We start from the raw sequence: 24,642 nt of genomic DNA, 5'->3' as shown, positions 1-24,642 counted from the left end.
GAGTTATCTAGTTGTTGAATTGCTGTTTCAGAAAATCCACGGAAGCGTTCGCAGGGGCCGCACCGGCCGGGGCCTGCCACACTTCTCCTTTTATCTTGATGATTTTGGAACCCGAACCGTTGTATGAGATCGTAATAAATTTTTCAAAGGCGCCATGCGCCGCGGCATTGTAGCCCACTTTGATGGTGCTTTTGCCGCCCGGAGCGATGGGATGTTCCTTGTCCCACTCGGGCGTGGTGCAGCCGCAGGAGGCCTGTACATTGCTGAGCACCAGCGGCGTGGCGCCACTGTTCACCACTTCAAAGAAATGGAATACCGGCTTCCCCTGGGGGATCTTGCCGAAGTTGAACTCCGCCTCCTTTACCTGCAGCGGGTCGGTCGCGGAGGCATCCTGTGCACGGCCGGCGGCGGCCAGGCAAACGAAGAGGGCGAGGGTCAGAAATCGCTTCATAGACAACGGGATGGCTCCAAAAATACGGCAATCCGGCGGAAAGAGAAAGCCCGCTTCTGCCGATAGGCTTTTTTTAACGAGGTAGGGCGAAGCGCTTATTTTTGCCGCATGGAATCGAGAAATGAATCGGCGGAGGCCCTGTCCTTCGATAAGTTCCGCGACGAAGTGCTGCAGGATTACCGTTGGGTGGTGCTCAGCCGCGAAACAAGCCTGCTGGGCCGCAAGGAAGTGCTGACCGGGAAGGCCAAGTTCGGCATCTTTGGCGACGGCAAGGAAGTAGCCCAGGTGGCCATGGCCAAGTTCTTCCAGCCCGGCGACTTCCGCTCGGGCTATTACCGCGACCAGACGTTTATGTTCGCCGCCGGCCTGGCCACCGTCGACCAGTTCTTCGCGCAGCTCTATGCCGATCCTTCCCTCGAGCGCGAGCCCTTCTCCGCCGGCCGCCAGATGAACGGCCACTTCGCCACCCGCTGGGTAGACGAGGCCGGGCAGTGGCTGCCGCTTACCGACCGCAAAAACGTTTCTTCCGATATCGCGCCCACGGCGGGCCAGATGGTGCGCGGCCTCGGCCTCGCCTTCGCCTCCAAGTGCTTCCGCAACGTGCCGGAACTGGCGGCTGAAACCGGTCTTTCCCGCAACGGCAACGAGGTGTGCTTTACCACCATCGGCGACGCCTCCACTTCCGAAGGGCAGTTCTGGGAAACCATCAATGCCGCCGGTGTGCTGCAGGTGCCCCTCGCCGTATTCGTGTGGGACGACGGCTACGGTATTTCCGTTCCGAAGAAATACCAGACCACCAAAGCTTCCATCTCCGAGGCCCTTGCCGGCTTCCAGAAAGAAGACGGCACCAACGGCTTCCAGATCTTTAAAGTAAAAGGCTGGGATTACGCCGCCCTCTGCGAAACCTTCGAGGAAGGCATCCGCCTCGCCCGCGAAACCCACACACCCGTGCTCTTTCACGTGGAGGAGATCACCCAGCCGCAGGGCCACTCCACGTCGGGGTCGCACGAACGCTACAAAAACAGCGAGCGCCTCGAATGGGAGCGCCAGTGGGACGGTCTCGTGAAATTGCGTGAGTGGATCGTGGCCAATGCCCTCGCCACCGAGGAAGAACTCGACGAGATCGACGGCGCCGTGCGCGAAGAGGTGCGTGCCGCCAAGCAGCAGGCCTGGGACGGTTACCTCGCGCCCATCAAGCAACAGGTGGTCCGCGCCACCGACCTGCTGCAGGATGCCGCCGCCAAGATTCCCGCCGCCGCGGAAAAGCTGTCCGCCCTCTCCAAAGAGCTGGCGGCCCAGCGCGAGCCCCTGCGCCGCGACGTGCTCCGCACCCTCAACGCCGCCCTGCTCGCCACCGGCAAGCACGAGTCGGCCTACTGGCTGCGCGATTATTACAACGACCTGCGGAAAGAGAACAAGGACCTGTACAATACGTATTTATACAATGAAGGCCCGAAGAGCGCGCTGCGGGTGCCCAAAGTAGCCGCCGAATTTGCCGGCGATGCGCCCGTGCTCAACGGCTTTGAAGTACTCAATCATTATTTCGACCAGCTGTTTGCGTCGAACCCTAAAACCTTTGCCTTCGGTGAGGACCTCGGCTACATCGGCGACGTGAACCAGGGCTTTGCAGGCCTCCAGGCGAAGTACGGCGAGCAGCGCATCTTCGACACCGGCATCCGCGAGCTCACGATCATGGGACAGGGCATCGGCCTGGCCATGCGCGGCCTGCGCCCCATTGCTGAAATCCAGTACCTCGACTACCTGCTCTACGGCCTCCAGCCCCTGAGCGACGACGTGTCGACCCTCCACTACCGCACCCGCGGCCAGCAAAGCTGCCCGCTCATCGTGCGCACGCGCGGGCACCGACTCGAGGGCATCTGGCACTCGGGCTCGCCGATGGGCATGGTGCTCAACTCGCTCCGAGGCATGCACGTGTGCGTGCCCCGCAACATGACGCAGGCCGTTGGTATGTACAACACGCTGCTGCGCGCCAACGACCCCGGCATCGTCGTGGAATGCCTCAACGGCTACCGCCTGAAGGAAAAGCTGCCGGCCAACCTCCTCGAATACACCGTGCCCCTGGGCGTGCCCGAGGTGGTGCGCGAAGGTACCGACATCACGCTGGTAACCTACGGCTCCACGCTCCGCATCGTGCTCGATGCCGCCGCGCTGCTCGAACAGCAGGGCGTTTCCTGCGAGGTGGTGGACGTGCAGACGTTGCTGCCCTTCGACATCAATCACAAGATCATCGAATCGCTGAAAAAAACGAACCGTATTGCCTTCATCGACGAAGACGTTCCCGGCGGCGCCGCGGCGTTTATGTTCACCAAGGTGATGGAAGAACAGGGCGGCTATCGCTGGCTCGATGTGGCCCCGCGCACCATCACGGCCAAGGCCCACCGCCCCGCTTACGGCTCCGACGGCGATTACTTCTCGAAGCCCAACGCCGAAGAGATCCAGGACGTGGTGCTCCAGATGATGGAGGAGTGAAATCGTGAACCGTGAGGCGTCGGGCGTGAGTACACTTACGCCGGGAGAAACGTGTGGAGCGCTACACGTTTCTGTTTTTAGACGCCTCTTTGTACTTTAGAACTTTCTGCTCACGCCTCACGGTTCACGCCTCACGATCATGCACTACAACCAGTTCCTTTCCCTCATCGACATCTTCGGCACCGCGGCCTTCGCCATCGCCGGCGCTTTTTCGGCCATGGAGCGGAAGCTCGATCCCTTTGGCGTGCTGATTATCTCCTTCGTGTCGGCTATTGGGGGCGGTACCCTGCGCGATGTGCTGGTGGGCAACCTGCCGGTAAGCTGGCTGCAGAACGGAACGGCCATCCTCGTTATCTTCTGCTCCTCGGTGGTTACGATGCTGTTTGGCCATTACCTGAAGCAATTACAGACGGCGCTGTTTCTTTTCGACGCACTGGGGCTCGGATTGTTTACCATCATCGGCCTCGAGATCGCCATCAAGAACGGGTTGCCCGGCTACAGTTGCATCGCCCTTAGCACCGTCACCGGCTGCTTTGGTGGCGTGCTCCGCGACGTGCTGCTGAATAAGGTTCCGCTGCTCTTCCGGCGCGAGATCTACGCCCTCGCCTCCATCGGTGGCGCTACGGCCTATTACTTCCTGCGACGGACCACGATCGACGAAGACCTGAGCAAGATCGGGTGCATCCTCCTGATCTTTTTTATCCGCTGGATCGCGGTGCGCTACGCCCTCGGGCTACCCCGCTTTTACCGCGACCCGGCGGCCTGATCGCGTCCGCATCCGAAAGCAATACGAGATCGCCAGGCCCGGGGGACCGGTTTTTCTTCTTTACCGGGAAGGTCTGTGATGGCTGCTTCCAGCCCTAACTGTACTGCTGAAGCGGTGTCGCCCGATTGTATTTTTACAGCATGAAACTTCCCCTCTACCAGGTCGACGCCTTTGCGGAATCCGTTTTTAAAGGCAATCCCGCCGCGGTGATCCCGCTTGCAGAATGGATCGATGTTGCCCTGATGCAGCAGATCGCTATGGAGAACAACCTGAGCGAGACCGTCTTTTTTGTGAAGAACGAAGACGCGCAGTTCGGCCTCGAGGGCTCGTATCACATTCGCTGGTTTACACCCGAATACGAGATCGACCTCTGCGGGCATGCCACCCTGGCTTCCGCCTACGTGATCAAGAATTTCCTGGAGCCGCATGTGCAGGACATTCATTTTACCACCGAAAAAGCAGGACCGCTGAAGGCGAGCGCGAAAGACGGATTGTACACCCTCGACTTTCCTGCCCGCATGCCCGAAGACTGCGACGTGCCGACGAACCTGCTGCCCAGCCTCGGCCTGTCTGCAGCCGTAGAAATACGGCGCTCGCGCGATTATTTCGTGGTGTTGCCCGATGAAGACGCGGTGCTGGCTGTGGAGCCCGACTATACGTTGATGAAGGAGCTCGATACCATCGGCGTGATCGTTACGGCGAAAGGCCGGGAGGCCGATATCGTGTCGCGCTGCTTTTACCCGGGCGCCGGCATTCCCGAAGACCCGGTCACCGGTTCGGCCCATTGCAACATCGTGCCGTTCTGGGCGCAGAAGCTGGGCACTACAAAGCTCCATTGCCGGCAGTTGTCCCCGCGCGGTGGCGACCTCTGGTGCAGCCTCGACGGCGACCGCGTGCTGATGAGCGGCAAGTGCGCGCTCTTCCTGCAAGGGGAGATCAGCCTCTAAGAGAAGGAGCGCAGTCCCGAGGCTTCGGGGCCGCAAGCTGGATGCGCAGATCTATTAAGATTCATTATGATTTTGCTGGCGCATGCGAACGTTTATCTGGGCGAATCATAAAAATCTATAGAATCTGCGTTCTTCCCTAGTCAAGGAAGCGCGCTTTTACTTCCGGCGTCGGGATCATGCAGGCATCGCGCTTGCCGAACCAGCGATAGCGGTTGCGGGCGATCCGGTTGTAGAGGCCGTCGCGCCAGGAGCGGGGGAGGAGCCAGCCGATCCGGGCCGGCTGAAAATACCAGGGCAGGTACCGCAGCACCTGCAATACCGCCGTTGAGCGATCCCAGACTTGTCCCCGCTCAATGAAGACAAAAGACTCGAGGCTGTCGGGCGGAAGCCCGTGCTTTGCCAGCAGCCGCTGCCCCGCCTCCGACTGGAGCGCCGCAAAACGTAGCTTCTTTTCCCGGTCCGCACGGAGCACGAAATTGACCATCGCATTGCAGTAGTTGCACACACCGTCGAAGAGGATTACTGGGGGCTCCATGGTGCAAAGATCGCGGATGTCGGAAGCCGGATTTCACGCCAACAAAAAACGGATCGCAAAGCGATCCGTTTTTATATCAGACATCAGTCGTCAGCCACGCGCTATTGCAGGTTATGAAACACCTTTTGCACGTCTTCATCCTGTTCCAGCTTGTCTACGAGCTTGAGCACGTCCTGGGCCTGCTCTTCAGACAGCTCCACGGTGGTGCTGGGGATCCATTCAAGTTCGGCGCTGAGCGGGTTGAGGCCTTTTTCTTCGAGCCCTTTCTGCAGGTTGCCGAAGTCGGAAAAGGCGCAGCGGAGCACGAGTACTTCCTCGCCGTTTTCGCCGGTTCCCTCACCGAGTTCCTCGAGGCCGAAGTCGATCAGCTCGAGCTCGAGGTCTTCGGCGCTGAGGCCTTCCGGCTTCAGCTTGAACACGCCCATTTTCTTGAACTGGAACGCCACGGAGCCGCTGTTGCCCAGCGTGCCGCCGCCTTTGTTGAAGATCGATTTTACGTTGGCAACGGTGCGCACGTGGTTGTCGGTAGCCGTTTCCACGAGCACTGCCACGCCGTGGGGGGCATAGCCTTCATAGAGGATCTCGTCGTAGTTGACCAGTTCCTTGCCCTGGGCGCGCTTGATGGCCGCTTCCACCCGGTCTTTGGGCATGCCCACGCTGCGGGCGTTCTGGAAGCAGCGGCGCAGGGCCGCGTTGGTGCCCGGGTCGGAGCCGCCGGCTTTCACGGCGATAATGATCTCCTTACCGATACGGGTAAAGTTCTTGGCCATCTTGTCCCAGCGGGCGAACATGGCGGATTTACGTACTTCGAATATGCGACCCATAAAAAAACGAGTTTGTAGTTTGGAGTTTGTGGTTTGTGGTTCGACTGCGCTCACCCTGACAGGGCTGCTGTCATCCGGGGCGCCGTCGAAGGACAGGTGCGCAAAATTACGAATTATACCCCACGAAAAAGCCGCCCCGGGAGAGGCGGCTTTTTCGTTAAGCAGGTCGTTTAGTGCCGGGTGCGTTCGAAATCGTCGGCGGTCGGCAGCAGGTCCGCCATCGGGGTGCCGCGGCGGAGCGTGCTGCGGCTCTTGCTGTAGGCGAAGTACACCACGAGGCCGAGTAGCATCCAGACGAAGGCCACGAGCAGGGTGCGGGTGTCGATGGCCACGATCATACCCGTGCAGATCACCGCCCCGAGGATCGAAACCACCGGCGCTGCCGGCGTTCGGAACGGCCGCACCATGCTGGGCTCCTTGCGGCGCAGGATCAGCACGCCGAGGCTGACCAGCACGAAGGCGAACAGGGTGCCGAAGGAGGTCAGGTCGCCGGCAACGGAGCCGGGCACGAAGGCCGCAAAAAGACCTACAAAGACGAACAGGATCCAGTTGGCCTTATAAGGCGTTTTGTACTTCGGGTGCAGGGCGCCAAAGGCTTTGGGCAGCAGGCCGTCGTTGGACATCGTGTAGAAGATGCGGCTCTGGCCCATCAGCATCACGAGGATCACCGAGGAGAAGCCGGCGAGGATGGCCACCGTAACGGCGGTGGACAGCCAGCCGTAGCCGTGCATGTATTGCGAAATGGCATAGGCTACGGAAGCTTCGGATCCTTTGGTGGGGTCAACGAAGTCTTTCCAGGGAGCAACGCCGGTGAGCACGTGGCCGAAGAGGATGTAGAGGATGGTGCAGACAACAAGCGAGCCGAGAATGCCAATGGGCATGTCGCGCTTCGGGTTCTTGGCTTCCTGTGCCGCCGTAGAAACGGCATCGAAGCCGATGAAGGCGAAGAACACGATGGCCGCGCCGCCGAGCACACCGCCCCAGCCGTGCTTGAAAACGCCGTCGTAGCTATGCAGCACTTTGCCCGATCCGTCAAGCACCGGGGGGGTGCCGGCCGGGATCATATAAGGCGTATGGTTTTCGGGGCGGATGAACTGCCAGCCGATCGCGATAAACAAAATCACGATGGCGACTTTGATGAATACGATGATGGCGTTTACCATAGCGCTTTCCTGGGTGCCGCGGATCAGCAGCAGGGTGAGGAGGAGCAGGATGATCAGGGCGGGAACGTTGATCATGCCATGGTGCAGTACGCCGGCGGCATCGGTAATGCTTTCAAAAGGCGAGTGCGACCATTCGTATGGTATGCTCCCTCCCAGCAGCTTGTTCAGGTATTCACTCCAGGCGATGGATACCGTGGCGGCCCCCAGCGCATATTCCATAATAAGGGCCCAGCCGATGATCCAGGCGATCAGCTCGCCCATCGTTACATACGAATAGGCGTAGGCCGAACCGGCGATGGGGATCATCGAGGCAAATTCGGCGTAGCAAAGGCCGGCGAAGGCGCAGCCGATGGCAGCAATGATGAACGAGAGCGTCACGGCCGGACCGGCAGCCTGGCCGGCAGCGGCGGCGGTACGCACGAACAGGCCCGCGCCGATGATGGCGCCGATACCGAGGGCCACGAGGTTGCCGGCGCCGAGGGTGCGCTTCAGGCCTTTCTCGTTGTCAGCCGCCTGCGCCATGATCTGGTCGAGGGGCTTTTTAAGGAACAGACTCATAAACAATTAATTGTTGATCGATAATAAGGTCGTAAAATAAAGCATTTAAGCGATACGGTTCGCGCGCTATTTATACAAGCGGAAACGCACGCCGGAATTAAGTTTCGGGGGGCACCGTATTTTTTCCGATTTTCGGCGCCCGAATGCGTGACTATGAATAAAGGAAGCCGTCTTACCCTCATGATCATACTGGCCATGCTGCTTGGCGTGGCGGCCGGCGCCCTGGTCTATTACCAGGGAGCACCGGATTTCAAGACTTCCTTCTCTACCAACATCAAACTCCTCAGCACCATTTTCATCCGCCTCGTGCAGATGATCATTGCGCCGCTCGTGTTCTCCACCCTCGTGGTGGGGATCGCCAAGCTCGGCGACCTGAAGGCCGTGGGCCGCGTGGGGGGCAAGGCCATTCTCTGGTTTGTTACCGCGTCGCTCGCCTCACTGCTGCTGGGAATGGTGCTGGTCAACTACTTCGAGCCCGGCGCCCTCATCAAGGGGCTGCAGCGCGACGAAGCCGGCCTCGCCGACCTGGCCACGAAAGGCAAGGCCTTCTCGCTCCAGAATTTCGTGGAGCACGTCATCCCCAAAAGCTTTTTCGAGGCGATGGCCGCCAACGAGATCCTGCAGATCGTGGTGTTTTCGATCTTCTTCGGCGTGGCGGCCGCCTCCATCGGCGACTTTGCCAAACCTGTAGTGCTGGCCCTCGAACGTGCTTCGCACATTATTCTCAAAGTCGTCAATTACGTGATGAACTTTGCACCGCTCGGCGTTTTCGGGGCCATTGCCTCGGTAGTGGCTGCGCGCGGCTTCGGCATCTTTACGTTTTACGCCAGCTATTTCCTTTACTTCATCATGGGCATCGCCCTGCTCTGGTTGCTGCTGCTGGGCGTAGGCTACCTGATCCTCGGCGCGCGGATGAAGGAACTGATGCGCCGTATTTCGTCGCCGCTGCTGGTGGCGTTCAGCACGACCAGCTCGGAGGCCGTCTTCCCCAAGCTGACCGAGGAACTTGAGCGCTTCGGTTGCCGCGACCGCATCGTGTCGTTCGTGCTGCCGCTCGGCTACTCGTTCAACCTCGACGGCTCCATGATGTATATGACCTTCGCCTCGCTGGCCATCGCGCAGGCCTACGGCATGCACATGCCGATGGGCGAGCAACTCACGATGCTGCTGGTGCTGATGCTTACGAGCAAGGGCGTGGCCGGCGTGCCCCGCGCGTCGCTGGTAGTGGTGCTGGCTACCTGCGCCATGTTCAAGATCCCGCCCGAAGGCGTGGCCCTCATCCTCCCCATCGACCACTTCTGCGATATGTTCCGCACCGCCACCAACGTCGTGGGGAACTCCATCGCCACCTCGGTGGTGAGCAAGTGGGAAGGAGAGCTGAGTGAATCATAAACCAGGAATTTGGAACAAGGAATGGCGAAGGAGGTCATCAACTAACTTTTCAAAACCCTCCGGGAGCTTCCAAAACCTTTACAACGTTAAGAACCTACAGAACCTTTTTTCATGCTGAATAATCTTATCCATTGGATCATTGAAAACGGCGGACTTTACATTTTGCTGTTCGTCATTTTTGCCGAGACCGGACTCTTCGTGGGCTTTTTTCTCCCCGGCGACTCCCTGCTTTTTACTGCGGGCATTTACATCTCCAAGTTCTGCGGCCAGATCGGCGACGGCTCCGTTACTGCCTGGAAGGTGGCCCTCATCCTCTTCCTCGTTGTTTTTGCGTCCGTGCTGGGCAACGTTGTCGGTTACTGGTTTGGCCGCAAGACCGGACCGCTGATCTACGAGCGCAAGGAAAGCTGGCTGTTTCGCAAGAAGCACCTGCTCCGTGCCCAGGAGTTCTATACGCAGAACGGTAAAGGCACCATCTTCCTTGCCAAGTTCCTGCCCATCATCCGCACCTTCGCGCCGATCATCGCCGGTATTGTGCGGATGGACCGCGGCACCTTCATGCTGTACAACCTGCTCGGCTCGCTGGCCTGGGTGTGCTCGATGATGCTTGGCGGCTACTTCCTGGAAAGCTGGGTGAGCAGCCGCTTCGGCTTCAGCCTGGCCGCCCACATCGAGATGATTGCCATCATCATCATCCTTATTACAACACTCCCGGTAATCTGGAAGCTGTTCTTCGCCCGGAAGAAAGTGGTGCCCAACAGCCCCAACGACCCGAACTCCGTGTTATGAGCCGGCGCCACTCCATCTTCAGCTTCGCACTCGTCGTAGCGGCCCTGGGGTACTTTGTAGACATCTACGACCTGCTGCTGTTCAGCATTATCCGCATCCCGAGCCTGCAGTCGCTGGGCCTCGGCGGCGATGCGCTGAAAGCGGGTGGAGAAAGCATCCTTACCTGGCAGATGTGGGGCCTCCTCCTCGGCGGGATCATCTGGGGCGTGATGGGCGACAAGCGGGGGCGCATGAGCGTGCTCTTCGGCTCCATCCTGCTCTATTCGCTTGCCAACATCGCCAACGGCTTTGTGCAGACGGTGGACCAATACAAATGGATCCGCTTCATCGCCGGCCTCGGCCTCGCCGGCGAGCTGGGCGCTGGTATCACCCTGGTGTCGGAACTGACACCGAAGGAAAAGCGCGGCGTGGCTACCTCGCTGGTGGCCGGCATCGGGCTGACGGGCGCCGTAGCGGCCTTTATTGTAAAAGAAAATTTTCCTTGGCGCACCGCCTATTTTATCGGTGGCGGCCTCGGTTTCCTGCTCCTGTTCCTGCGCGTATCGATGTTCGAATCGGGACTATTTAAAAATGTAAAGGAAAGCACCGTGCAACGCGGCAACTTCTTCATGCTGTTTACCAATGGCGACCGCTTCCGCCGCTACCTGCTCGGTATCCTCATCGGCCTGCCTACCTGGTTCGTCATCGGCGTTCTCGTGACCTTCGCAAACGACTTCGGGAAGGCCATGGGTGTGCGCGGCTCCGTGGATCCCGGCAAGGCGATCATGTATGCGTATGTGGGCATCTCCATCGGCGACATCCTCATCGGGCTCGTCAGCCAGTGGTTCCGCAGCCGCAAGAAGGCCCTGTTCCTCTTCTACGCGATCACGGCCCTGTTCATTATCCTGTTTTTCACCGCCCTGCAGAACGCGACGCCCGCGGCGATGTACTGGGTCTGCGCCGGCCTCGGCTTCGGTACCGGGTTCTGGGCCATCTTCGTTACGATGGCGGCCGAGCAGTTCGGCACCAACCTGCGGGCCACCACCGCCACCACCATTCCCAACATGGTGCGCGGCATGCTCGCCGTGCTCATCCTGCCGCTGTTCAAAGCCCTTCGCGGCGCCACCGACTACTACACCGGCGGCTGGCTCACCGCGCTGGTCATCATGGTGCTTACCGTGGCCGCGGCGCTGATGACGAAGGAAACCTTCGGGAAGGACCTGAACTATGTGGAGGAATAATCCATCAACCGGTTCATGGATTAATGACATCCTTACCAAGGTTTCTCTAGCTTTGCGGCGATGCCCAAGTTTCTCGTTGTCCGCTTTTCCTCCATCGGTGACATCGTGCTCACCACGCCCGTCGTGCGCTGCCTCAAGACGCAGGTGCCCGGCGCCGAAGTGCATTTCCTGGTAAAGCCGCAGTTCCGCGCGGTGGTGCAGCACAACCCGTATATCGACAAGATCCACGTGCTGCAGGCCGACTGGGAAGCGATGATCGCGGAACTAAAGGCCGAGGGCTTCGACCACATCATCGACCTGCACCACAACCTGCGCACGCTGCGGCTGAAGCGCAGCCTGAAGCTGCCGGCGCATTCCTTCAACAAGCTCAACTTCCAGAAGCTCATTTTCGTGAAGCTCAAATGGAACGTGATGCCGAAGGTGCACATCATCGACCGTTACCTCGAAACGGTGGCGTCTTTCGGTGTCGTCAATGATGGAAAGGGGATGGATTATTTCACCGGCCCCGAAGACGAAGTGCCCTGGAGCGACATTCCCACCTCGCACCAGCTTGGTTTTGTTGCCGTGGTGATCGGCGCGTCGTTCAAAACGAAAAAGCTTCCCATTTATAAGTTACAGGAGCTGTGCCGCAAGATGCCCTATCCCGTCCTGCTACTGGGCGGCCCCGAAGAGGCCGCCGAAGGCGAAGAGATCGCGTCCGTGGATCCGGTCAAAGTATACAACGCCTGCGGCAAGTTCAAGCTTAATGAAAGCGTGGACCTGGTGCGGAAGTCGAAGCTGGTGGTAGCCCACGACACGGGCCTGATGCACATCGCGGCGGCGCTGAAGAAGCCCGTCATCGCGGTGTGGGGCAGCACGACACCGTCGTTCGGCATGGTGCCTTACTACGGCGACAACTACCTGCTGCACCATGGGCGTCCGTACGACGACGTGCAGGTACACAAGCTCTGGTGCCGCCCCTGCACCAAGATCGGCCGCGACAAATGTCCACAGGGGCACTTCAAATGCATGAAAGACATCAGTATCGACGAGCTGGTGGGAAAGGCCGAGGCCCGCTTGTTCCGCTCCTCTTAAAATTCCAGGATGAACCCGATCGTGGGCAGCGGCCGGCCGTCGTTGTCCTGCAGCACCACCGGGACGGTATTGCTGCCGTTACGTTGGGGCGCCTGTCCATCAGTGGTGACGAAAGCGCTGTTGTCGGCATTGCGCTGGAAGGTGTAGAACGGCAGCGAAGAGCCCCCCGCGCCATACACGTTCTGTATGTCCAGGAACACGTCGAGCGACAGCCTGCGGAAGTTCCACCGCCGGTCAACGCGGATGTCGGCAGCATGGAAGGCCGGCAGCCGTTCCGTATTAATACGGAGATAGTCGGGGACGCCACGGCCCAGCGAGAAGTAGTTAAGGCGGCTCGCCTCGAGGTTGTAGGGCGTAAACGGAGCGGCGCCCTGGTAGCGGAACTTCAGCCCGAACTCCCAGTTGGGGCCGGCCTTGTAGCCGGTAGTGAGCGATAGCAGGTGGCGGTTGTCCCAGGTGGAAGGCGCATAGCGTCCGTTGGCATTGGAGAACTCGCTCCGGTAAAACGTATAGCTGAATAAGCCATAGAGCCGTTTCGTCAGTTTTTGCTGGGCAAAGAGCTCAATCCCCCAGGCCCTTCCTTCACCGCTTTGCACGATCGGCTCATTGCCGATGGCGCCGAATTCGGTGCCTTTGTTGGCCAGCGAAATGCCGTCGGAAATGCTGACGGGATAGCGGGCGTATTTTTTTCGGAAACCTTCGAGCGTAATTCGGCTGTTGGCAGTCGGCAGGAATTCCACGCCGCCCACCCAGTGGGTGCTGCGGATGTAGCGGCCCGGGTTGAGCGGTACGCCGCCGTTGCCGCCGAAAGCCAGTTGCGTGTAGCCGGGCAGCCGGTAGTACAGGCCGTAGGAGGCACTGACGTTCCATTTATCAGCAATTGCATAGGAAGCGCTGGCGCGCGGGCTCCACTGCCGAAGCAGGTTGGACTCGCCGTTCTCGGCGCCATTGCCATCCACCCGGAACCCGCCGCTAAGCGCGAGGCGCCGGTTCAGCAAGCGCGTGCCCGCCTGCACGAAAGCGCCGTAGCGCAGGAAGTGGGTGCTTGCATTGGTGCGGAACTCCTGCGCCGGCTGCGTGGCCCCCTGCGGATCGGTCAGCAGCGGCCGGAAAAGCTGGTAGAAGCGGTTGTCGAAGTCCACGTATTGCGCCACGGCGCCCCAGCTCAGTTTCCACGTTGCGTAGTTGCTGCTGGCGTCGAACCGGAGCTTGTTTTCCGTTTCGTTGCTGCGGATGTCGAGGTTCTGCTCCCCGGGTGCCGGGTTGAGGTTGTCCTGGTACCCCTCCGCTCGGTTGTTGAGGGTGTTGCGGCTCAAGGATAGGTTCCAGAAGCCGCGTGGCGTCAGCCGGCGCAGCGTGGCACCGACGGTATAGCTCCATTGGTTGATCGTCGGGTTGCTGCTGATGGCGTAGAGCTTTTCGGGCGTTGCGGTGCGCGGGGCGGCGAACCGGAATTCATCGATGGCGCCGAGGCCGAGTACGCTGAGGGTCGTGCGCGGGCTGAGGCGCGTCGTGGTCTTAAACTGGAAGTCCCAGTAGTTGGGACGGATAGGCAGGTCGATAAGGCGGAACAGCAACTGGAGGTAGGAGCGGCGGGCGGAGGCGAGGAAGGTCGTGTTCTTTCCCAGCGGGCCGTCGAAAGTGGCGGCCGCTTCGGTGCCACTGAGCCGGAGGTTGCCCTGCAGGCGATCGGGGTTGCCGGTCTTTTGGCGGAACTGGAACACGCTGCTCAGGGCGTTGTCGTAGCGGGCTTCAAAGGCGGAAGTGTTGAGCTTTACGTCTTCGATAAAGCTGACGTTAAGGATGCCCTGCGGCCCGCCGCCGCTGCCCTGCGTGGAAAAGTGGTTGATGACGGGCACCTCGATGCCGTCGAGGTAAAATACGTTTTCGCTCGGTGCACCGCCGCGGATCACGATGTCGTTGCGAAACGACCCGCCGCCAACGCCGCCCCCGACGCCGGGCAGGGTTTGGATGACGCGGCTGATGTCGAAGTTGCCGCCGGGGTTAGACCTGATCTCTTCCGTACTGAGGCGCTGCACGCTCAGCGGGCTTTCAAGTGTGGCGGCCCGCACCGACGGCCGGCGGCTCTGAACGATCACGGCGTTCAATTCTTTCACCGCTGCTTCGAGCTCTACGACCACTGTTTGCACATTGCCCGTCGTTACTACGAGGTTGGGCACACTGCGCGCAACCCAACCCGCGCCGGTAACCTGGAGCGAATAGGAGCCGGGGGCGAGGTCGGGCAGAACAAAATTTCCAAGGCTGTCGCTGGCGGTGCTGCGGCCCGAGGGCTCAATGGTGAGCGTAATGCCGGGGAGTGGTCGCTGGCTGTTGCGGTCCACAATGGTTCCGGTGAGGCGGCCCGTGGACTGGCAAAGCGTTTCGAGGCCGCAAGCCAGGAACAGGAGAAGGAGCAGGAAGCGTTGCTGCGGGAAAGTCATTATCAAGAAGTTTTACCGGGTGCTTGTTTCGGTCCAAAACAGGTGGCGCACGTTTTTGTTCAAACATTGTTTTCCGATCAACCCCTAATATTGCGCATGACCGAGCAAATGGAACAGCTTTGGAGTCGGTACCTGGCCGCGGGTGGTGCTGCCGATGCCACGGCCTTCGGGGTATGGCTGATCCGTGAGCAACCGCGTTTGAGCCCCGCCGGTAAACCCGCCGCGGCGGTTCCCCCTAAGGTTGCGCCTTCGCCGCAGCAACTGACGGGCATCCTCATCGCACGGCTTCACCGCCTGTTTGCGCTGGCCGGCAAGCCCACCCTGCGTGCAGCCGGCCTTTCCGGCAGCGACGACCTGACCTTGCTGGCCACCCTGCTTTTTATGGGACGCTCTACCAAGTCGGAGCTGCTGCGCCAGTGCCTGTTGGAATCCGCCGCAGGGAGCCTGCTACTCAAGCGGCTACGCACCGACAGCCTGCTGCGCGAGGAAGCCAACCCCGACGACGGGCGCTCGAGCTTCGTGGTGCTGACGCCGAAGGGGCATGCCTTGCTGCTCGCCGCCCTCAAGGCGCTCGCCGGCCCCGCCGACCCGCTGGCTGTGCTCGATGCGGCCGAGCGCGCGCAACTGTCGGCCCTGCTCGATAAGATCGATGCCGCCCAAAGCCCGCTGCACCAGCTGCGGCCCTTGAAAGACCTGTTGGGACCGCGTGGTTAAAATTCAAATTCGCGCACCGAAGGATGGTGCATCAGCAGCCTGGTGAACCGGTTGTGGTTTTTTTCGGAACCCTGTGCGTACCAGGTGCCGATGATGCTGTCGCCGCGGCGCGTGCGCTTGAGGCGCTTGTAGCGCAGGTGGCAGTCGTCGAACAGCTGCTCGTATTCCTTGAGCAGGTCTTCGCGGTAATCGGACACAACACGGTAGGTATGCGACTGGTTGACCCGGTCGATATAGGTCTCGAGGCGTGTGAGCAGCCAGAGCACGGCCAGCACCAGCAGGGTAGCCAGCAACACGAGTTTATAGGCTCCGTCTGCGATGCCCATGCCCAAGGCGGCCGTTGCCCAGATGGTGGCGGCGGTGGTGATCCCGTTGATCCGGTTGTCGGCTTTGAAGATGACGCCGGCGCCGAGGAAGCCGATGCCGGTAACGATGTTGGAGGCAATGCGGTCGTCGGAGCTGTGCGAAATGGTCATCGACAGCGTGGTGAAGATCCAGGAGCCGAGGCAGATAAGGATCATCGTGCGGAAGCCGGCCGACTTGCTGCGGAACTCGCGCTCCGCGCCGATCAGCCCGCCCACAAGAACGACCATCAGCAGTTGCCCGATAAGTTGTGGCCAGGTAAGCATTGCTGTAAAATTAGCCCCGGTGGGATAGAGAAAGAACGCCGATTTTAATGATTATTAAGATCAACGCGGATGTAATCAATGAAATATCATACCTGATCTTAATCAATCCGCGTATCCCGCTTGCGGGATCTGCGTTCTTGCTCTATCCCAGCTCGCTCAGCTCGAGCCAGCGCATTTCTTTTTCATCGATTGCTTCGTTGATGGCAGCCACGCGGTCGGCGGCCTTTTGCAATTCGTCGTAGGGCAGGTTGCCTGTCATCTTTTCCGTCAGCGCTGCGCGTTCTTTTTCGAGGGTCGCGAGCTCGTCGCCGAGCAGCTGGAATTCGCGCTGTTCCTTGAACGACAGCTTGCGCTTCTTCTCGGCAACGGTGGCGGCAGGTGCGGTGGCTGCCGCGGCCTTTTCTTCCCGGCGCGCCTCGGCTTCGGCTTCCTGGTCGAGCTTCTGCTGCTCGCGGTATTGCGAGTAGTTGCCGGGGAAATCGCGGATGACGCCGTCGCCCTCGAACACGAACAGGTGATCCACGAGGCGGTCCATAAAGTAGCGGTCGTGGGAGATGATCAGCAGGCAGCCACTGAATTCGAGCAGGAAGTTTTCCAGCACCGACAGCGTGGGCAGGTCGAGGTCGTTGGTGGGCTCGTCGAGCACCAGGAAATTGGGGTTGCGAAACAGGATCGACAGCAGGTGCAGGCGCCGTTTTTCGCCGCCACTGAGCTTGCTCACATAGGTGTATTGCTGCTCGGGCGAAAACAGGAACAGCTCCAGGAACTGCGCCGCGCTGAGAAAGCGCCCGTTGGCCAGCGGGAAGTTTTCGGCGATGCCCTTCACGAACTCAATGACGCGGAGGTCGCTCTTCAGCTCGAGACCCGTTTGCGAATAGTTGCCGAACACCACGGTGTCGCCGATATTGATTTTGCCCGAATCGGCTTCCTCGATGCCTTGCAGGATGTTGACGAAGGTGGATTTGCCGGCGCCGTTCTTGCCCACGATACCTACGCGCTCGCCTTTCTTGAACGTATAGTCGAAGCCTTTGAGGATAGCCTTGTCGCCGTAGCTTTTGTACACCTTCTTGAGCTCGGCCACCTTACCGCCGAGTCGGTTCATCTTCGCCTGCAGCTCGAGCTGCTGCTCGGCCATCTTTTGCTTGGCACGCTTTTCCACCTCGTAGAAATTATCCTGGCGGCTCTTGCTTTTCGTGGTACGGGCCTTCGGCTGCTTGCGCATCCATTCGAGCTCCTTGCGATAGAGGTTGCGTGCCTTTTCGATCGAGGCGGCTTCGCTCTCCTCGCGCGCGGCTTTCTTTTCCAGGTAGTTGGCGTAGTCGCCCTTATGTATGTAGAGGATGCCGTTGTCGAGTTCCCACACTTCTTCACACACGGCGTCGAGGAAGTAGCGGTCGTGGGTCACCATCAGCAGCGTGGTGTTTTCCTTATTGAGGTAGTGCTCGAGCCATTCCACCATTTCCACATCGAGGTGGTTGGTCGGTTCGTCCATGATGAGGAGCACGTGTTTGTGCTCGAAGCCGATGTCGATGAGGGTGCGGGCGAGGGCCACGCGTTTTTTCTGGCCACCGGAAAGTGTGCCCACCGCCTGCTGCAGGTTGTGGATGTTGAGCTTGCCGAGGATTTGCTTCACCTTGGCCTCGAAATCCCAGGCGCCGAGCTCGTCCATCTGCAGCAGCAGCTCGTTGGTGCGGGCTTCGTCGCGGGCATCGAGGGCGTCCTCGTAGGCCTTGATGCAGTTGAGCACGGGGTTGTCGTGGTAAAAGATGTTGTCGAGGATGTTGGCGTGCTCGATGAGGCGGGGTTCCTGCTCAAAGAAGGCTGTGTCCACGTCTTTATTCACCCACACCGTTCCGTCGTCGGCGATCTCCTGTCCGCCGATGATCTTGAGCAGGGTGGATTTGCCCGAACCGTTGCGGGCCACCAGGGCGATCTTGTCGCCTTCGGAAATATGAAAGGTAAGATTCTCGAACAGCGGCTTTACGCCGTACGACTTCGTCAGTGCCTGTGCCGTCACATAATGCATGGCGCAAAGATAAGCCCCCTGTGTAAGGGGGCCTTATGCGATTCGGCGGGTGTCGCCCGGTCAGTTCTCGGTGTATTCCTGCATTTCCGCGGGATCCTTGAAGGTGTCGAACTGCGAATTGATCAGGAAGAGCACCACCATGATGAGGATCGCCACCACGATGAGGGCCAGGAGTTTCTTTATTTGCATAGGGCGGTCGTTTTGGGCGGCAGGAATGAAGATACGGAGGCCTTTCAGTAGTTCTACGGAAGATGCGGTCCTTCCCCCGGAACTGCAGCTGGCAGGGCTGCAAAGGTACCTTTTTCGTTCATTGCGCCGGCATTTGCCGCCCGCGCCGCTAGAATTTCCGCTCCACGGGGTTGCTGATCTTCGGCACCGTTTTGAGGTAGGCGAAGATGGCGCGCGTTTCGGCGTCGCTGAGCGTGGAAAACTTGGGCATCGGCTCGCGGAGGGCGGGTTGGCCGGCCGGCGCCTGGCCGAACTTCACGGCGCGCAGGAAATCCGCTTCGCTCCAGCGGCCGATGCCGGTGGCCTCGTCCATGGTGAGGTTGCGGCTGAAGATGTCTTTGCCGTCGGGCGTCTTGAGGGCATTGCCGCCACCAAAGTAGCCGAGCGAGTTTTCGGGATGGTCGGAGTCGAGCTTCAGAAAGTCTTTGGAGTGGCACACCCAGCAATCGAGCTGAAGGGCGATGTAGCGGCCCCAGGCGGCCTTGTTGGTCGTGTCGGGCTGCGGGATGGGCTTCGTGGGATAGGTGCCCGGCTTGAGCAGGATGCCGGCGTTGGTGAGGAACTTGGTAAGAAAGGAATACTTCGTCTGCGGCTGCCGCGTGTTGTCGGGCTGCACCCAGGTGTGCCCGGAGCGCAGGAAGGCGATGATGGAGTAGATGTCTTCGTCGGAGCTTTCCTTCAGCGCTACCATCAGCGGGATGTAGGTGCCGTCGGGACGTACGCCGGTGCGGAGCAGGTAGGCGAGGTCGCCGTCGCTCCACTTGCCGATGCCGAATTCGGGATGCTGCGTGATGTTGCGCGAATAGATGCTGCCGAACTGCGGAGCGTCGTCGAGGCGCTTGCCGGTGAATTTATTGGTGTTGGGATCGAGGTGGCAGCTTTTGCACAGGAGGGAGGCCAGTTGCTCGCCGCGGGCGAGGCGCGCCGGGGTAGGGTCCACTTTCAGGTCGATATGTTGCGCCTTTTGCGTGGGAATGCCGCGCACGGCGACAAAGGAAGCGGCCAGGCCGACGAGGACGACCAGGCCGAGCACGGTAAACAGCAGGTACCGCAATACTTTTTTCATGTTGGTGTTTTTGGGTTTCGTTGCGAATGCGGCACAAAGGTTCGATTTCCTTCGGAGGGCGGAAGGGGCGGGGCGCATGAACCGTTGATTTTGCTGCATGGGCCGAAGCGCGATTCACCAAGCGCACAGGAACGCGTGTGCTACCAACGAGCACCCGGGCGGTGCTGCGGTAAGGGAAGGTCGTTTGGAATCCGGGGTGAGGGAGGGTTGCAAGCAGTGGAGGCTGGCGCTTACAGGGCACGGCGCTTTGCCGCGTAGCGGCATTACTTTTTTGCCTCGGGCTTTAGCCCGAGGACCGCTTCAGGAATTCATCCGTGAAGTGGGCATCGTGTTTGGGCTGCGCGAACTTTTCGGCGTTGAAGGCCCGGGAGCCGCCGCGCGGGATGGAGAGCGAGGCCCAGTGCTGCGCGCGGAGCTTGCCGATGTAAACGATCTGGCCCACGTGGTAGGGATAATGCGCCAGCTGGCGGTTGATGGCTTCGAGCACCGTATGTCCCTGGTTGCGGACATACACCGTCTTTTGCAGGTCCGCTTCCGTCAGCGAGCGTAGGGTGTCGAGCAGCACGGACCAGCCTTCGTTCCAGCGGGCGTGCACCGCGGCGGCGTTCTCTGTGTCGTTGTCAAACTCCGATTCGCGGTCGCGCCATTCCTTTTCACCATCGGTGGTAAGGAAATCGGTCCAGCGGCTGCGCATGTTGCCCCAGAGGTGCTTTACAATAAGTGCGATGGAATTGCTCTCGTCGTTGGGTTGCCAGAAGAGGTCGTCTTCTTTCAGCTGCGCGAAGGTCTTTTCGCCCAGCAGCTTATAGTATTCGAATTGCTTGATGACGCTTTCGAGATAAGAGGGATGCATGGCAGATATTTTACAGGAGGCGACGAGAAACAACGGTCCGGAAAGTTAGCCACAAATGCAACATGCAGGCACCAGGGCCTGCATGCTGCATTTGTTCATTGGACCGGTCAGGCGGCAACAGGGGCCAGCTGGCGGCACTCCTCGGCGCAGCGCTTGCACGCTTCGGCGCAGGCACGGCAAATGTCGGAGTTGCAGGCAGTGCATTCGGCACAACACTGTTCGCAAAGCTCTTCGCAGAGGTTGCACAGCTCCATGGCCATGCTGCTGTTCATACACAGTAGTTGCGCCGTAGCCGTGCACAGGGCGGCACACTCCATGGTCAACTGGATGCAGCGGGCCATCTTCGAAATGTTTTCATCTCTCGTACAGGCGCTCGCGCATTGCTGGCAGAGGGCGGCGGTGCGCTGGCAGGCTTCGATGCAGTACTGGTACTTGCGGGAATTGTGTTCCATGTTTTGGACGGTTTATGTTGATAAATGAAAGAACGATGGAGACGGTTGGGAAACCGCCGGAAAGCTTTGTTGTTCTTTCTGTATTCGGGGTGTGGCCCGCTGTGTGGCTCCGGGGAAGGAGCGAAGGGAAGAGAAGGGGATATCCCGTAAAATAAAAAAACCGTTCCCCTGCGTGGCCCGGAAATTAAAAGACGGCGCGCCGGGCGAAGCAAGTGCGCTAAAAATATGATTGCCAGCCTGCTAGTATCCGCCGGCGTTTCCGGCGCCGGTGCCCCCGCGTGCAGGAAAGCTGAAGAATGTGGTAATTGTTCCGCCACCGATGCCTGGAAATGGTCCGACCGGCCAAGGCATTTTTGTTGCTTGCCGCGGGAACTTTTTCCAGGCACGACTAAAACAAAGAGGGGTGCCGGGGCGCGGTTCAGCGGAGGATCCGCAGGTTGGCCTTCCAGGGACCAACGGCTTCGCCGTACTGCTTCGCCAGCACGCGTACGATCTGGTTGATATGATCGAGGTCGTGCACCGTCCACGTTGCGAGCAACTGCGCGAGGGTGACGTTGCCGAATTGCGGGTGAACACCGGTACGCTGCAGCGCCTCGCCCGAAGGTAATTGCCGTAAGGCATTCAGGTTGGCGGAACGATGGGCATCGAAATCATCGAGCAGTTGGTGCATTGTTTTGCCCTTGCTTTCCTCGAACTGGGCAAAGCGGTCGAGCGGTGGAAAGGTCTTGTCTTCCCGGTCTGAAAGAATGAGTTCCGCACGCGCGATCCAGGCCACGCGTTCGGCGTGCACCAGGTGGCCTACCACGTCGTAGGGACTCCAGGTGCCGGGACCTTCGGTGGCGGTGGTCCAATGCGCGGGCAGGTCCTGCAAAAGACTGCGAAGCACCGACGGGGTGCGTTCGAGGAGCTCGATCGAACGTTCGATCGAAATGGGGTTGGGCGCTGCGGAAGTTTGCATCAGCTAAGCTACACCGCAACCGGTGCTTTTGATCGGTACAGCTACGCGCTTTTTTTAAGGTACAGTAGCCTGTCGTCGTCGCTCACCAACGTATACTATTCTTTTCAGCTGCCCTCCAGGGCACAATTCCGCACCCGCCCTACGCTCACACAGAAAAGCCCGCACGGGGCGGGCTTGGGGATGTTGCAGGGAAAAGCGCTTAGCCGAGGCCGCGCAACCAGGTGATGACCTCGTCGCGGGTTTTGCCCAGCTTTTGCTGCAGGCGGCCGAAGAGTTCGTCTTCCTTGCCGTCTTCGTAGCGCAGGTCGTCATCGGTCAGATCGCCGTGGGCCTGCTTGGCCTTACCCTTCCACTCGTTCCATTTGCCTTTTAATTCCAGTCTGTCCATGATCGGGGAGTTTAGGGCAAAGGGGAAAAGAATTGTGCCAGTTCCGGCGCCTCGCTGCCCGGCTGTAGGGGCAGGGAAGGGCCACCGTATTGATAGCACGCTTTCGCAAGGGTAGGGAAAGGGCTAAACGCTTGAATTTGGTCCTTCCCCAAGGGTAGGGAAAGGGCTAAACGCGCCCGATTAGTCCTTTCCATAGGGTGGGGAGGGGTTAAACGCGCCCGATTCGTCCTTTCCATAGGGTCGGGAGGGGTTAAACGCGCCTGATTAGTCCTTTCCATAGGGTGGGGAGGGGTTAAACGCGCCCGATTAGTCCTTTCCATAGGGTAGGGAAAGGGCTAAACGCGCCCGATTAGTCCTTTCCATAGGGTGGGGAGGGGCTGAACGCGCCCGATTAGTCCTTTCCCAGGCTATGGAACGGTTCAATCCACGCGGTTTAACCCCTCCCAGGGTTGGGGCCGGGCCAAAAGCAGGACGTTGGTCCCAGGTCGAGGCTGCCGGGGGGCACAGGACCCCTTTCCGCAGGAACGATGACGAAGGGACGACGACTCAGCTTTCACGATCTTTCGCCGGCAGCAGCACCTTCACCGCGGCGGGCAGGATGTGCGCCACTACGCGGCCGGTCTTACCGCGGTATTCGCCGTCCACCTGGAAGTAGGTCCGCTTGCTCGTTTGAATGGTCACCTGCCGCGCCTTCAGCACCTCGATCTTGGACGCATCGAAGGAGCGGTTCGTAAACAGCGCCTTGAGGATCTCCACGAGGTTGAGGCGCCGCACGATCACTACCTCGAAGTAGCCGTCGGAGGGGTCGCCGTCGGGGTTGATGTTGGCACCGGTGCCGTACTTGCGGGCATTGGCCAGCACGATCATGTAGGCGCCGCGCCGCACGGATTCTTTGTCGGTCTCAATGGATGCGTGGATCTTCTGCTTCTGCCACAACACGCGGAGCACAGCGCGGCCGTAGCCCCACATCCCGCGTTTTTTGGAGCCCTCGAAATATTTCACCAGCATCGCGTTGAGGCCGAGGTCGGAGAGGTGGATACAGATGTCGCCGTCGTTGACCGACAGGAGATCGATGGGCGTGGGGATACCCCCGAGCACGACCTTGAGGGCACTTTCCACGTCGAGGGGCAGGCCGAACTCACGGGCCATGCCGTTGGCCGAGCCCGCCGGCAAAATGCCCAGGGGAATGTTGCGGTCGAGCAGGAGGCCCGCCACCAGTTTCACCGTGCCGTCGCCGCCCACGGCCACCACGCGGTCGGGCTGCACCCGCTCGATGTGGTGGCGCACGGAGCTTTCATCGTCCTCGCCCGTAAGCAGGAAAAATTCCATCTCGTGAATGGAGTCGCGGATCGTATTCCGGATCTGCGTCTCCCAATCCGTCTTTGCCTTGCCGCCCGACACAGGGTTGATCACAAACAGCACACGGAGTTGGCCTTCTTTCTGCATAGCTTACTTTGATATGGGATTACGCAGGCTTTATCACCGGCTGAAAAGCTGGGCTTTCCACAGGCTGGGCCTTACCCGCGAGACGGTAATAAAAGTATACCACGGCTATGGGCATGCGGAGCAGCTCGTGCTGTACGGGCATGTTTTCCGCCAGAGCGCGCTCCCGCGCAAGCGCTACCGGCAGAGTGTGCTCAACAACAGCTGGGCCCTGCTGCGCCTCTTTATGGTGCAGCCCTGGGCCTGCGCCCGCCTGCGCACGCACTGGAACGGCATCACGCTTTGCACCGAGGCCGACAAAGCGGGCTTTTATAAGTTTGAATGGAAAGACATCCCACCGCTCGAGCAGGGCTGGAACGAGATCGAGGTAGAGCTCCTTGGTGATGACGACTCGGTGCTCGCTACCGGCACGGGGTCCATCTACATCCCTTACCCCACACAGTACGGTTTTATCTCCGATGTGGACGATACCTTCCTGGTGTCGCACTCGGCCAATATGCGCAAGCGCCTCTTTGTGCTGTTTACGCAAAACGCGCGGAGCCGCATGCCCTTCGAAGGCGTCGTGCGTCATTACCAGCTGCTGGCTCTCGGCAATACAACGCCCGATGCGCCCAACCCGTTCTTTTACGTGTCGAGCTCGGAGTGGAACCTCTACGATTACCTGCTCGAGTTTACCCGCGTGCAGCGCCTGCCCAGCGGTGTGTTTCTGCTCAATGTGCTGAAGCAGCTCAACGAGTTGCTCAAGACGGGACAAAACAACCACCAGGGTAAGTTTGCGCGGATCGTGCGCATCATCGAGGGCTTCCCGAAGCAGCGCTTTGTATTGCTGGGCGATTCCTCGCAGCACGATCCCTACATCTACGAATCATTGGTGAAGCACTTCCCCGGCCGCATTCACGCGGTGTATATCCGGGATGTATATAAGAAGAACCACGAAAAGGTCAAGACCGTGCTCCGGAACATCGAGGCGATGGGCGTGGCGACCTGCTTTTTCGGTCACAGCGAGGACGCGATCCTGCATTCGCGGAAAATCGGGCTTATCAGTGATGCCGAGGTGGCGAAAGAACTGAGTAAGGCGTGACCCATCCCCGGCCTCCGCAAGCGTTTTTCAGAGACGTCAACCAACAAGCTGTAAGGAACAAAAAAGACGTCGCCCCTGAGGCACCCTCTCCTTCGGAGAGGGCCGGGGTGAGGTCGCACTCCTCCTTCCCCTTGGGAAGGAGGCCGGGAGGATG

The 24,642-nt window shown here is 59.8% G+C and carries 23 protein-coding genes; 9 read left to right on the top strand and 14 right to left on the bottom strand.

The features are described 5' to 3' along the window. Positions 1–7 precede the first annotated feature (7 nt). Positions 8–451: a DUF1573 domain-containing protein gene (locus E0486_RS07635; protein WP_131851562.1), complete on the bottom strand. Its 444-nt coding sequence runs from the start codon at positions 449–451 to the stop codon at positions 8–10. Positions 452–559: 108 nt separating this feature from the next. Between E0486_RS07635 and E0486_RS07630 the strand changes: the two genes are divergently transcribed. The 3 genes from E0486_RS07630 (at position 560) to E0486_RS07620 (ending at position 4,654) form a co-directional block, all read left to right on the top strand. Further along, the gene (locus tag E0486_RS07630; RefSeq protein WP_131851561.1) at positions 560–2,941 is read left to right on the top strand and encodes an alpha-ketoacid dehydrogenase subunit alpha/beta; all 2,382 of its coding nucleotides are present in this window, start codon (positions 560–562) and stop codon (positions 2,939–2,941) included. 139 nt (positions 2,942–3,080) lie between these two features. Then, the gene (locus E0486_RS07625) at positions 3,081–3,707 is read left to right on the top strand and encodes a trimeric intracellular cation channel family protein (RefSeq protein WP_131851560.1); all 627 of its coding nucleotides are present in this window, start codon (positions 3,081–3,083) and stop codon (positions 3,705–3,707) included. Positions 3,708–3,847: 140 nt separating this feature from the next. Further along, positions 3,848–4,654, top strand: a complete 807-nt coding sequence (locus E0486_RS07620; protein ID WP_131851559.1) for a PhzF family phenazine biosynthesis protein — start codon at positions 3,848–3,850, stop codon at positions 4,652–4,654. Between the two features lie 136 nt (positions 4,655–4,790). Here the strand turns inward: E0486_RS07620 and E0486_RS07615 are convergent, their stop codons facing one another. The 3 genes from E0486_RS07615 to E0486_RS07605 all read right to left on the bottom strand — a co-directional run bounded on the left by E0486_RS07615 (position 4,791) and on the right by E0486_RS07605 (position 7,734). Beyond that, positions 4,791–5,189, bottom strand: coding sequence for a thiol-disulfide oxidoreductase DCC family protein (locus E0486_RS07615; RefSeq protein ID WP_131851558.1), 399 nt, complete (start codon positions 5,187–5,189; stop codon positions 4,791–4,793). A gap of 101 nt (positions 5,190–5,290) precedes the next feature. Beyond that, positions 5,291–6,013: a YebC/PmpR family DNA-binding transcriptional regulator gene (locus E0486_RS07610; RefSeq protein ID WP_131851557.1), complete on the bottom strand. Its 723-nt coding sequence runs from the start codon at positions 6,011–6,013 to the stop codon at positions 5,291–5,293. 170 nt (positions 6,014–6,183) lie between these two features. Continuing rightward, the gene (locus E0486_RS07605) at positions 6,184–7,734 is read right to left on the bottom strand and encodes an amino acid permease (RefSeq protein WP_131851556.1); all 1,551 of its coding nucleotides are present in this window, start codon (positions 7,732–7,734) and stop codon (positions 6,184–6,186) included. A gap of 153 nt (positions 7,735–7,887) precedes the next feature. On the opposite strand from E0486_RS07605, the gene E0486_RS07600 reads away from it, so the two are divergent. The 4 genes from E0486_RS07600 to E0486_RS07585 all read left to right on the top strand — a co-directional run bounded on the left by E0486_RS07600 (position 7,888) and on the right by E0486_RS07585 (position 12,209). Continuing rightward, the gene (locus tag E0486_RS07600) at positions 7,888–9,126 is read left to right on the top strand and encodes a dicarboxylate/amino acid:cation symporter (RefSeq protein WP_131851555.1); all 1,239 of its coding nucleotides are present in this window, start codon (positions 7,888–7,890) and stop codon (positions 9,124–9,126) included. Between the two features lie 111 nt (positions 9,127–9,237). Continuing rightward, entirely contained in the window at positions 9,238–9,915 is a 678-nt protein-coding gene (locus E0486_RS07595; protein ID WP_131851554.1) for a DedA family protein, read from the top strand. Further along, on the top strand, positions 9,912–11,135 hold the full coding sequence (locus E0486_RS07590) for an MFS transporter (protein ID WP_131851553.1): 1,224 nt from the start codon (positions 9,912–9,914) through the stop codon (positions 11,133–11,135). Before E0486_RS07595 ends, E0486_RS07590 begins: the two co-directional genes overlap by 4 nt. 60 nt (positions 11,136–11,195) lie before the next feature. Next, positions 11,196–12,209 (top strand): glycosyltransferase family 9 protein, encoded by a 1,014-nt coding sequence (locus tag E0486_RS07585; protein WP_131851552.1) that lies wholly within the window; start codon positions 11,196–11,198, stop codon positions 12,207–12,209. On the opposite strand, the gene E0486_RS07580 is transcribed toward E0486_RS07585, so the two are convergent. After that, positions 12,206–14,650: a TonB-dependent receptor gene (locus E0486_RS07580; RefSeq protein WP_131851551.1), complete on the bottom strand. Its 2,445-nt coding sequence runs from the start codon at positions 14,648–14,650 to the stop codon at positions 12,206–12,208. The two genes, E0486_RS07585 and E0486_RS07580, sit on opposite strands and share 4 nt — an antisense overlap. Before the next feature lie 96 nt (positions 14,651–14,746). Here E0486_RS07580 and E0486_RS07575 point away from each other — a divergent pair, with 96 nt between their 5' ends. Next, the gene (locus E0486_RS07575; RefSeq protein WP_131851550.1) at positions 14,747–15,364 is read left to right on the top strand and encodes a MarR family winged helix-turn-helix transcriptional regulator; all 618 of its coding nucleotides are present in this window, start codon (positions 14,747–14,749) and stop codon (positions 15,362–15,364) included. On the opposite strand, the gene E0486_RS07570 is transcribed toward E0486_RS07575, so the two are convergent. From E0486_RS07570 to E0486_RS07535, 9 genes are all read right to left on the bottom strand, one after another. Beyond that, complete coding sequence (locus tag E0486_RS07570) at positions 15,361–15,993, bottom strand: MgtC/SapB family protein (RefSeq protein WP_131851549.1); 633 nt, start codon at positions 15,991–15,993, stop codon at positions 15,361–15,363. The two genes, E0486_RS07575 and E0486_RS07570, sit on opposite strands and share 4 nt — an antisense overlap. Positions 15,994–16,135: 142 nt before the next feature. Continuing rightward, on the bottom strand, positions 16,136–18,019 hold the full coding sequence (locus tag E0486_RS07565) for an ABC-F family ATP-binding cassette domain-containing protein (RefSeq protein WP_131851548.1): 1,884 nt from the start codon (positions 18,017–18,019) through the stop codon (positions 16,136–16,138). 60 nt (positions 18,020–18,079) lie between these two features. Further along, on the bottom strand, positions 18,080–18,208 hold the full coding sequence (locus E0486_RS19275) for a hypothetical protein (RefSeq protein WP_262709623.1): 129 nt from the start codon (positions 18,206–18,208) through the stop codon (positions 18,080–18,082). A 148-nt stretch (positions 18,209–18,356) separates the two neighbouring features. Next, complete coding sequence (locus tag E0486_RS07560) at positions 18,357–19,313, bottom strand: cytochrome c family protein (protein ID WP_131851547.1); 957 nt, start codon at positions 19,311–19,313, stop codon at positions 18,357–18,359. A 283-nt stretch (positions 19,314–19,596) separates the two neighbouring features. After that, positions 19,597–20,166, bottom strand: a complete 570-nt coding sequence (locus E0486_RS07555; RefSeq protein ID WP_131851546.1) for a DUF1572 family protein — start codon at positions 20,164–20,166, stop codon at positions 19,597–19,599. A gap of 107 nt (positions 20,167–20,273) precedes the next feature. Beyond that, entirely contained in the window at positions 20,274–20,618 is a 345-nt protein-coding gene (locus E0486_RS07550) for a four-helix bundle copper-binding protein (protein WP_131851545.1), read from the bottom strand. Positions 20,619–21,036: 418 nt separating this feature from the next. Next, positions 21,037–21,576 (bottom strand): DinB family protein, encoded by a 540-nt coding sequence (locus E0486_RS07545; protein WP_131851544.1) that lies wholly within the window; start codon positions 21,574–21,576, stop codon positions 21,037–21,039. A 199-nt stretch (positions 21,577–21,775) separates the two neighbouring features. Continuing rightward, positions 21,776–21,964, bottom strand: coding sequence for a CsbD family protein (locus E0486_RS07540; RefSeq protein WP_131851543.1), 189 nt, complete (start codon positions 21,962–21,964; stop codon positions 21,776–21,778). Between the two features lie 546 nt (positions 21,965–22,510). Further along, complete coding sequence (locus tag E0486_RS07535; RefSeq protein ID WP_131851542.1) at positions 22,511–23,410, bottom strand: diacylglycerol/lipid kinase family protein; 900 nt, start codon at positions 23,408–23,410, stop codon at positions 22,511–22,513. A 13-nt stretch (positions 23,411–23,423) separates the two neighbouring features. On the opposite strand from E0486_RS07535, the gene E0486_RS07530 reads away from it, so the two are divergent. Further along, entirely contained in the window at positions 23,424–24,488 is a 1,065-nt protein-coding gene (locus E0486_RS07530) for an App1 family protein phosphatidate phosphatase (RefSeq protein WP_207906217.1), read from the top strand. Positions 24,489–24,642: the final 154 nt, after the last annotated feature.

The sequence above is a fragment of the Flaviaesturariibacter aridisoli genome (assembly GCF_004343705.1).
GTDB lineage: Bacteria > Bacteroidota > Bacteroidia > Chitinophagales > Chitinophagaceae > Flavisolibacter > Flavisolibacter aridisoli.
This window is presented reverse-complemented; position numbering and strand designations above follow the sequence as displayed.

Coding starts and splice junctions, on each gene's coding strand:
- E0486_RS07540 (WP_131851543.1), bottom strand. CDS start 21,964: ATGGACAGACTGGAATTAAAAGGCAAATGGAACGAGTGGAAGGGTAAG.
- E0486_RS07630 (WP_131851561.1), top strand. CDS start 560: ATGGAATCGAGAAATGAATCGGCGGAGGCCCTGTCCTTCGATAAGTTC.
- E0486_RS19275 (WP_262709623.1), bottom strand. CDS start 18,208: ATGCAAATAAAGAAACTCCTGGCCCTCATCGTGGTGGCGATCCTCATC.
- E0486_RS07585 (WP_131851552.1), top strand. CDS start 11,196: ATGCCCAAGTTTCTCGTTGTCCGCTTTTCCTCCATCGGTGACATCGTG.
- E0486_RS07530 (WP_207906217.1), top strand. CDS start 23,424: ATGGGATTACGCAGGCTTTATCACCGGCTGAAAAGCTGGGCTTTCCAC.
- E0486_RS07605 (WP_131851556.1), bottom strand. CDS start 7,734: ATGAGTCTGTTCCTTAAAAAGCCCCTCGACCAGATCATGGCGCAGGCG.
- E0486_RS07580 (WP_131851551.1), bottom strand. CDS start 14,650: ATGACTTTCCCGCAGCAACGCTTCCTGCTCCTTCTCCTGTTCCTGGCT.
- E0486_RS07615 (WP_131851558.1), bottom strand. CDS start 5,189: ATGGAGCCCCCAGTAATCCTCTTCGACGGTGTGTGCAACTACTGCAAT.
- E0486_RS07565 (WP_131851548.1), bottom strand. CDS start 18,019: ATGCATTATGTGACGGCACAGGCACTGACGAAGTCGTACGGCGTAAAG.
- E0486_RS07590 (WP_131851553.1), top strand. CDS start 9,912: ATGAGCCGGCGCCACTCCATCTTCAGCTTCGCACTCGTCGTAGCGGCC.
- E0486_RS07555 (WP_131851546.1), bottom strand. CDS start 20,166: ATGCATCCCTCTTATCTCGAAAGCGTCATCAAGCAATTCGAATACTAT.
- E0486_RS07625 (WP_131851560.1), top strand. CDS start 3,081: ATGCACTACAACCAGTTCCTTTCCCTCATCGACATCTTCGGCACCGCG.
- E0486_RS07550 (WP_131851545.1), bottom strand. CDS start 20,618: ATGGAACACAATTCCCGCAAGTACCAGTACTGCATCGAAGCCTGCCAG.
- E0486_RS07635 (WP_131851562.1), bottom strand. CDS start 451: ATGAAGCGATTTCTGACCCTCGCCCTCTTCGTTTGCCTGGCCGCCGCC.
- E0486_RS07545 (WP_131851544.1), bottom strand. CDS start 21,576: ATGCAAACTTCCGCAGCGCCCAACCCCATTTCGATCGAACGTTCGATC.
- E0486_RS07595 (WP_131851554.1), top strand. CDS start 9,238: ATGCTGAATAATCTTATCCATTGGATCATTGAAAACGGCGGACTTTAC.
- E0486_RS07535 (WP_131851542.1), bottom strand. CDS start 23,410: ATGCAGAAAGAAGGCCAACTCCGTGTGCTGTTTGTGATCAACCCTGTG.
- E0486_RS07560 (WP_131851547.1), bottom strand. CDS start 19,313: ATGAAAAAAGTATTGCGGTACCTGCTGTTTACCGTGCTCGGCCTGGTC.
- E0486_RS07620 (WP_131851559.1), top strand. CDS start 3,848: ATGAAACTTCCCCTCTACCAGGTCGACGCCTTTGCGGAATCCGTTTTT.
- E0486_RS07610 (WP_131851557.1), bottom strand. CDS start 6,013: ATGGGTCGCATATTCGAAGTACGTAAATCCGCCATGTTCGCCCGCTGG.
- E0486_RS07570 (WP_131851549.1), bottom strand. CDS start 15,993: ATGCTTACCTGGCCACAACTTATCGGGCAACTGCTGATGGTCGTTCTT.
- E0486_RS07575 (WP_131851550.1), top strand. CDS start 14,747: ATGACCGAGCAAATGGAACAGCTTTGGAGTCGGTACCTGGCCGCGGGT.
- E0486_RS07600 (WP_131851555.1), top strand. CDS start 7,888: ATGAATAAAGGAAGCCGTCTTACCCTCATGATCATACTGGCCATGCTG.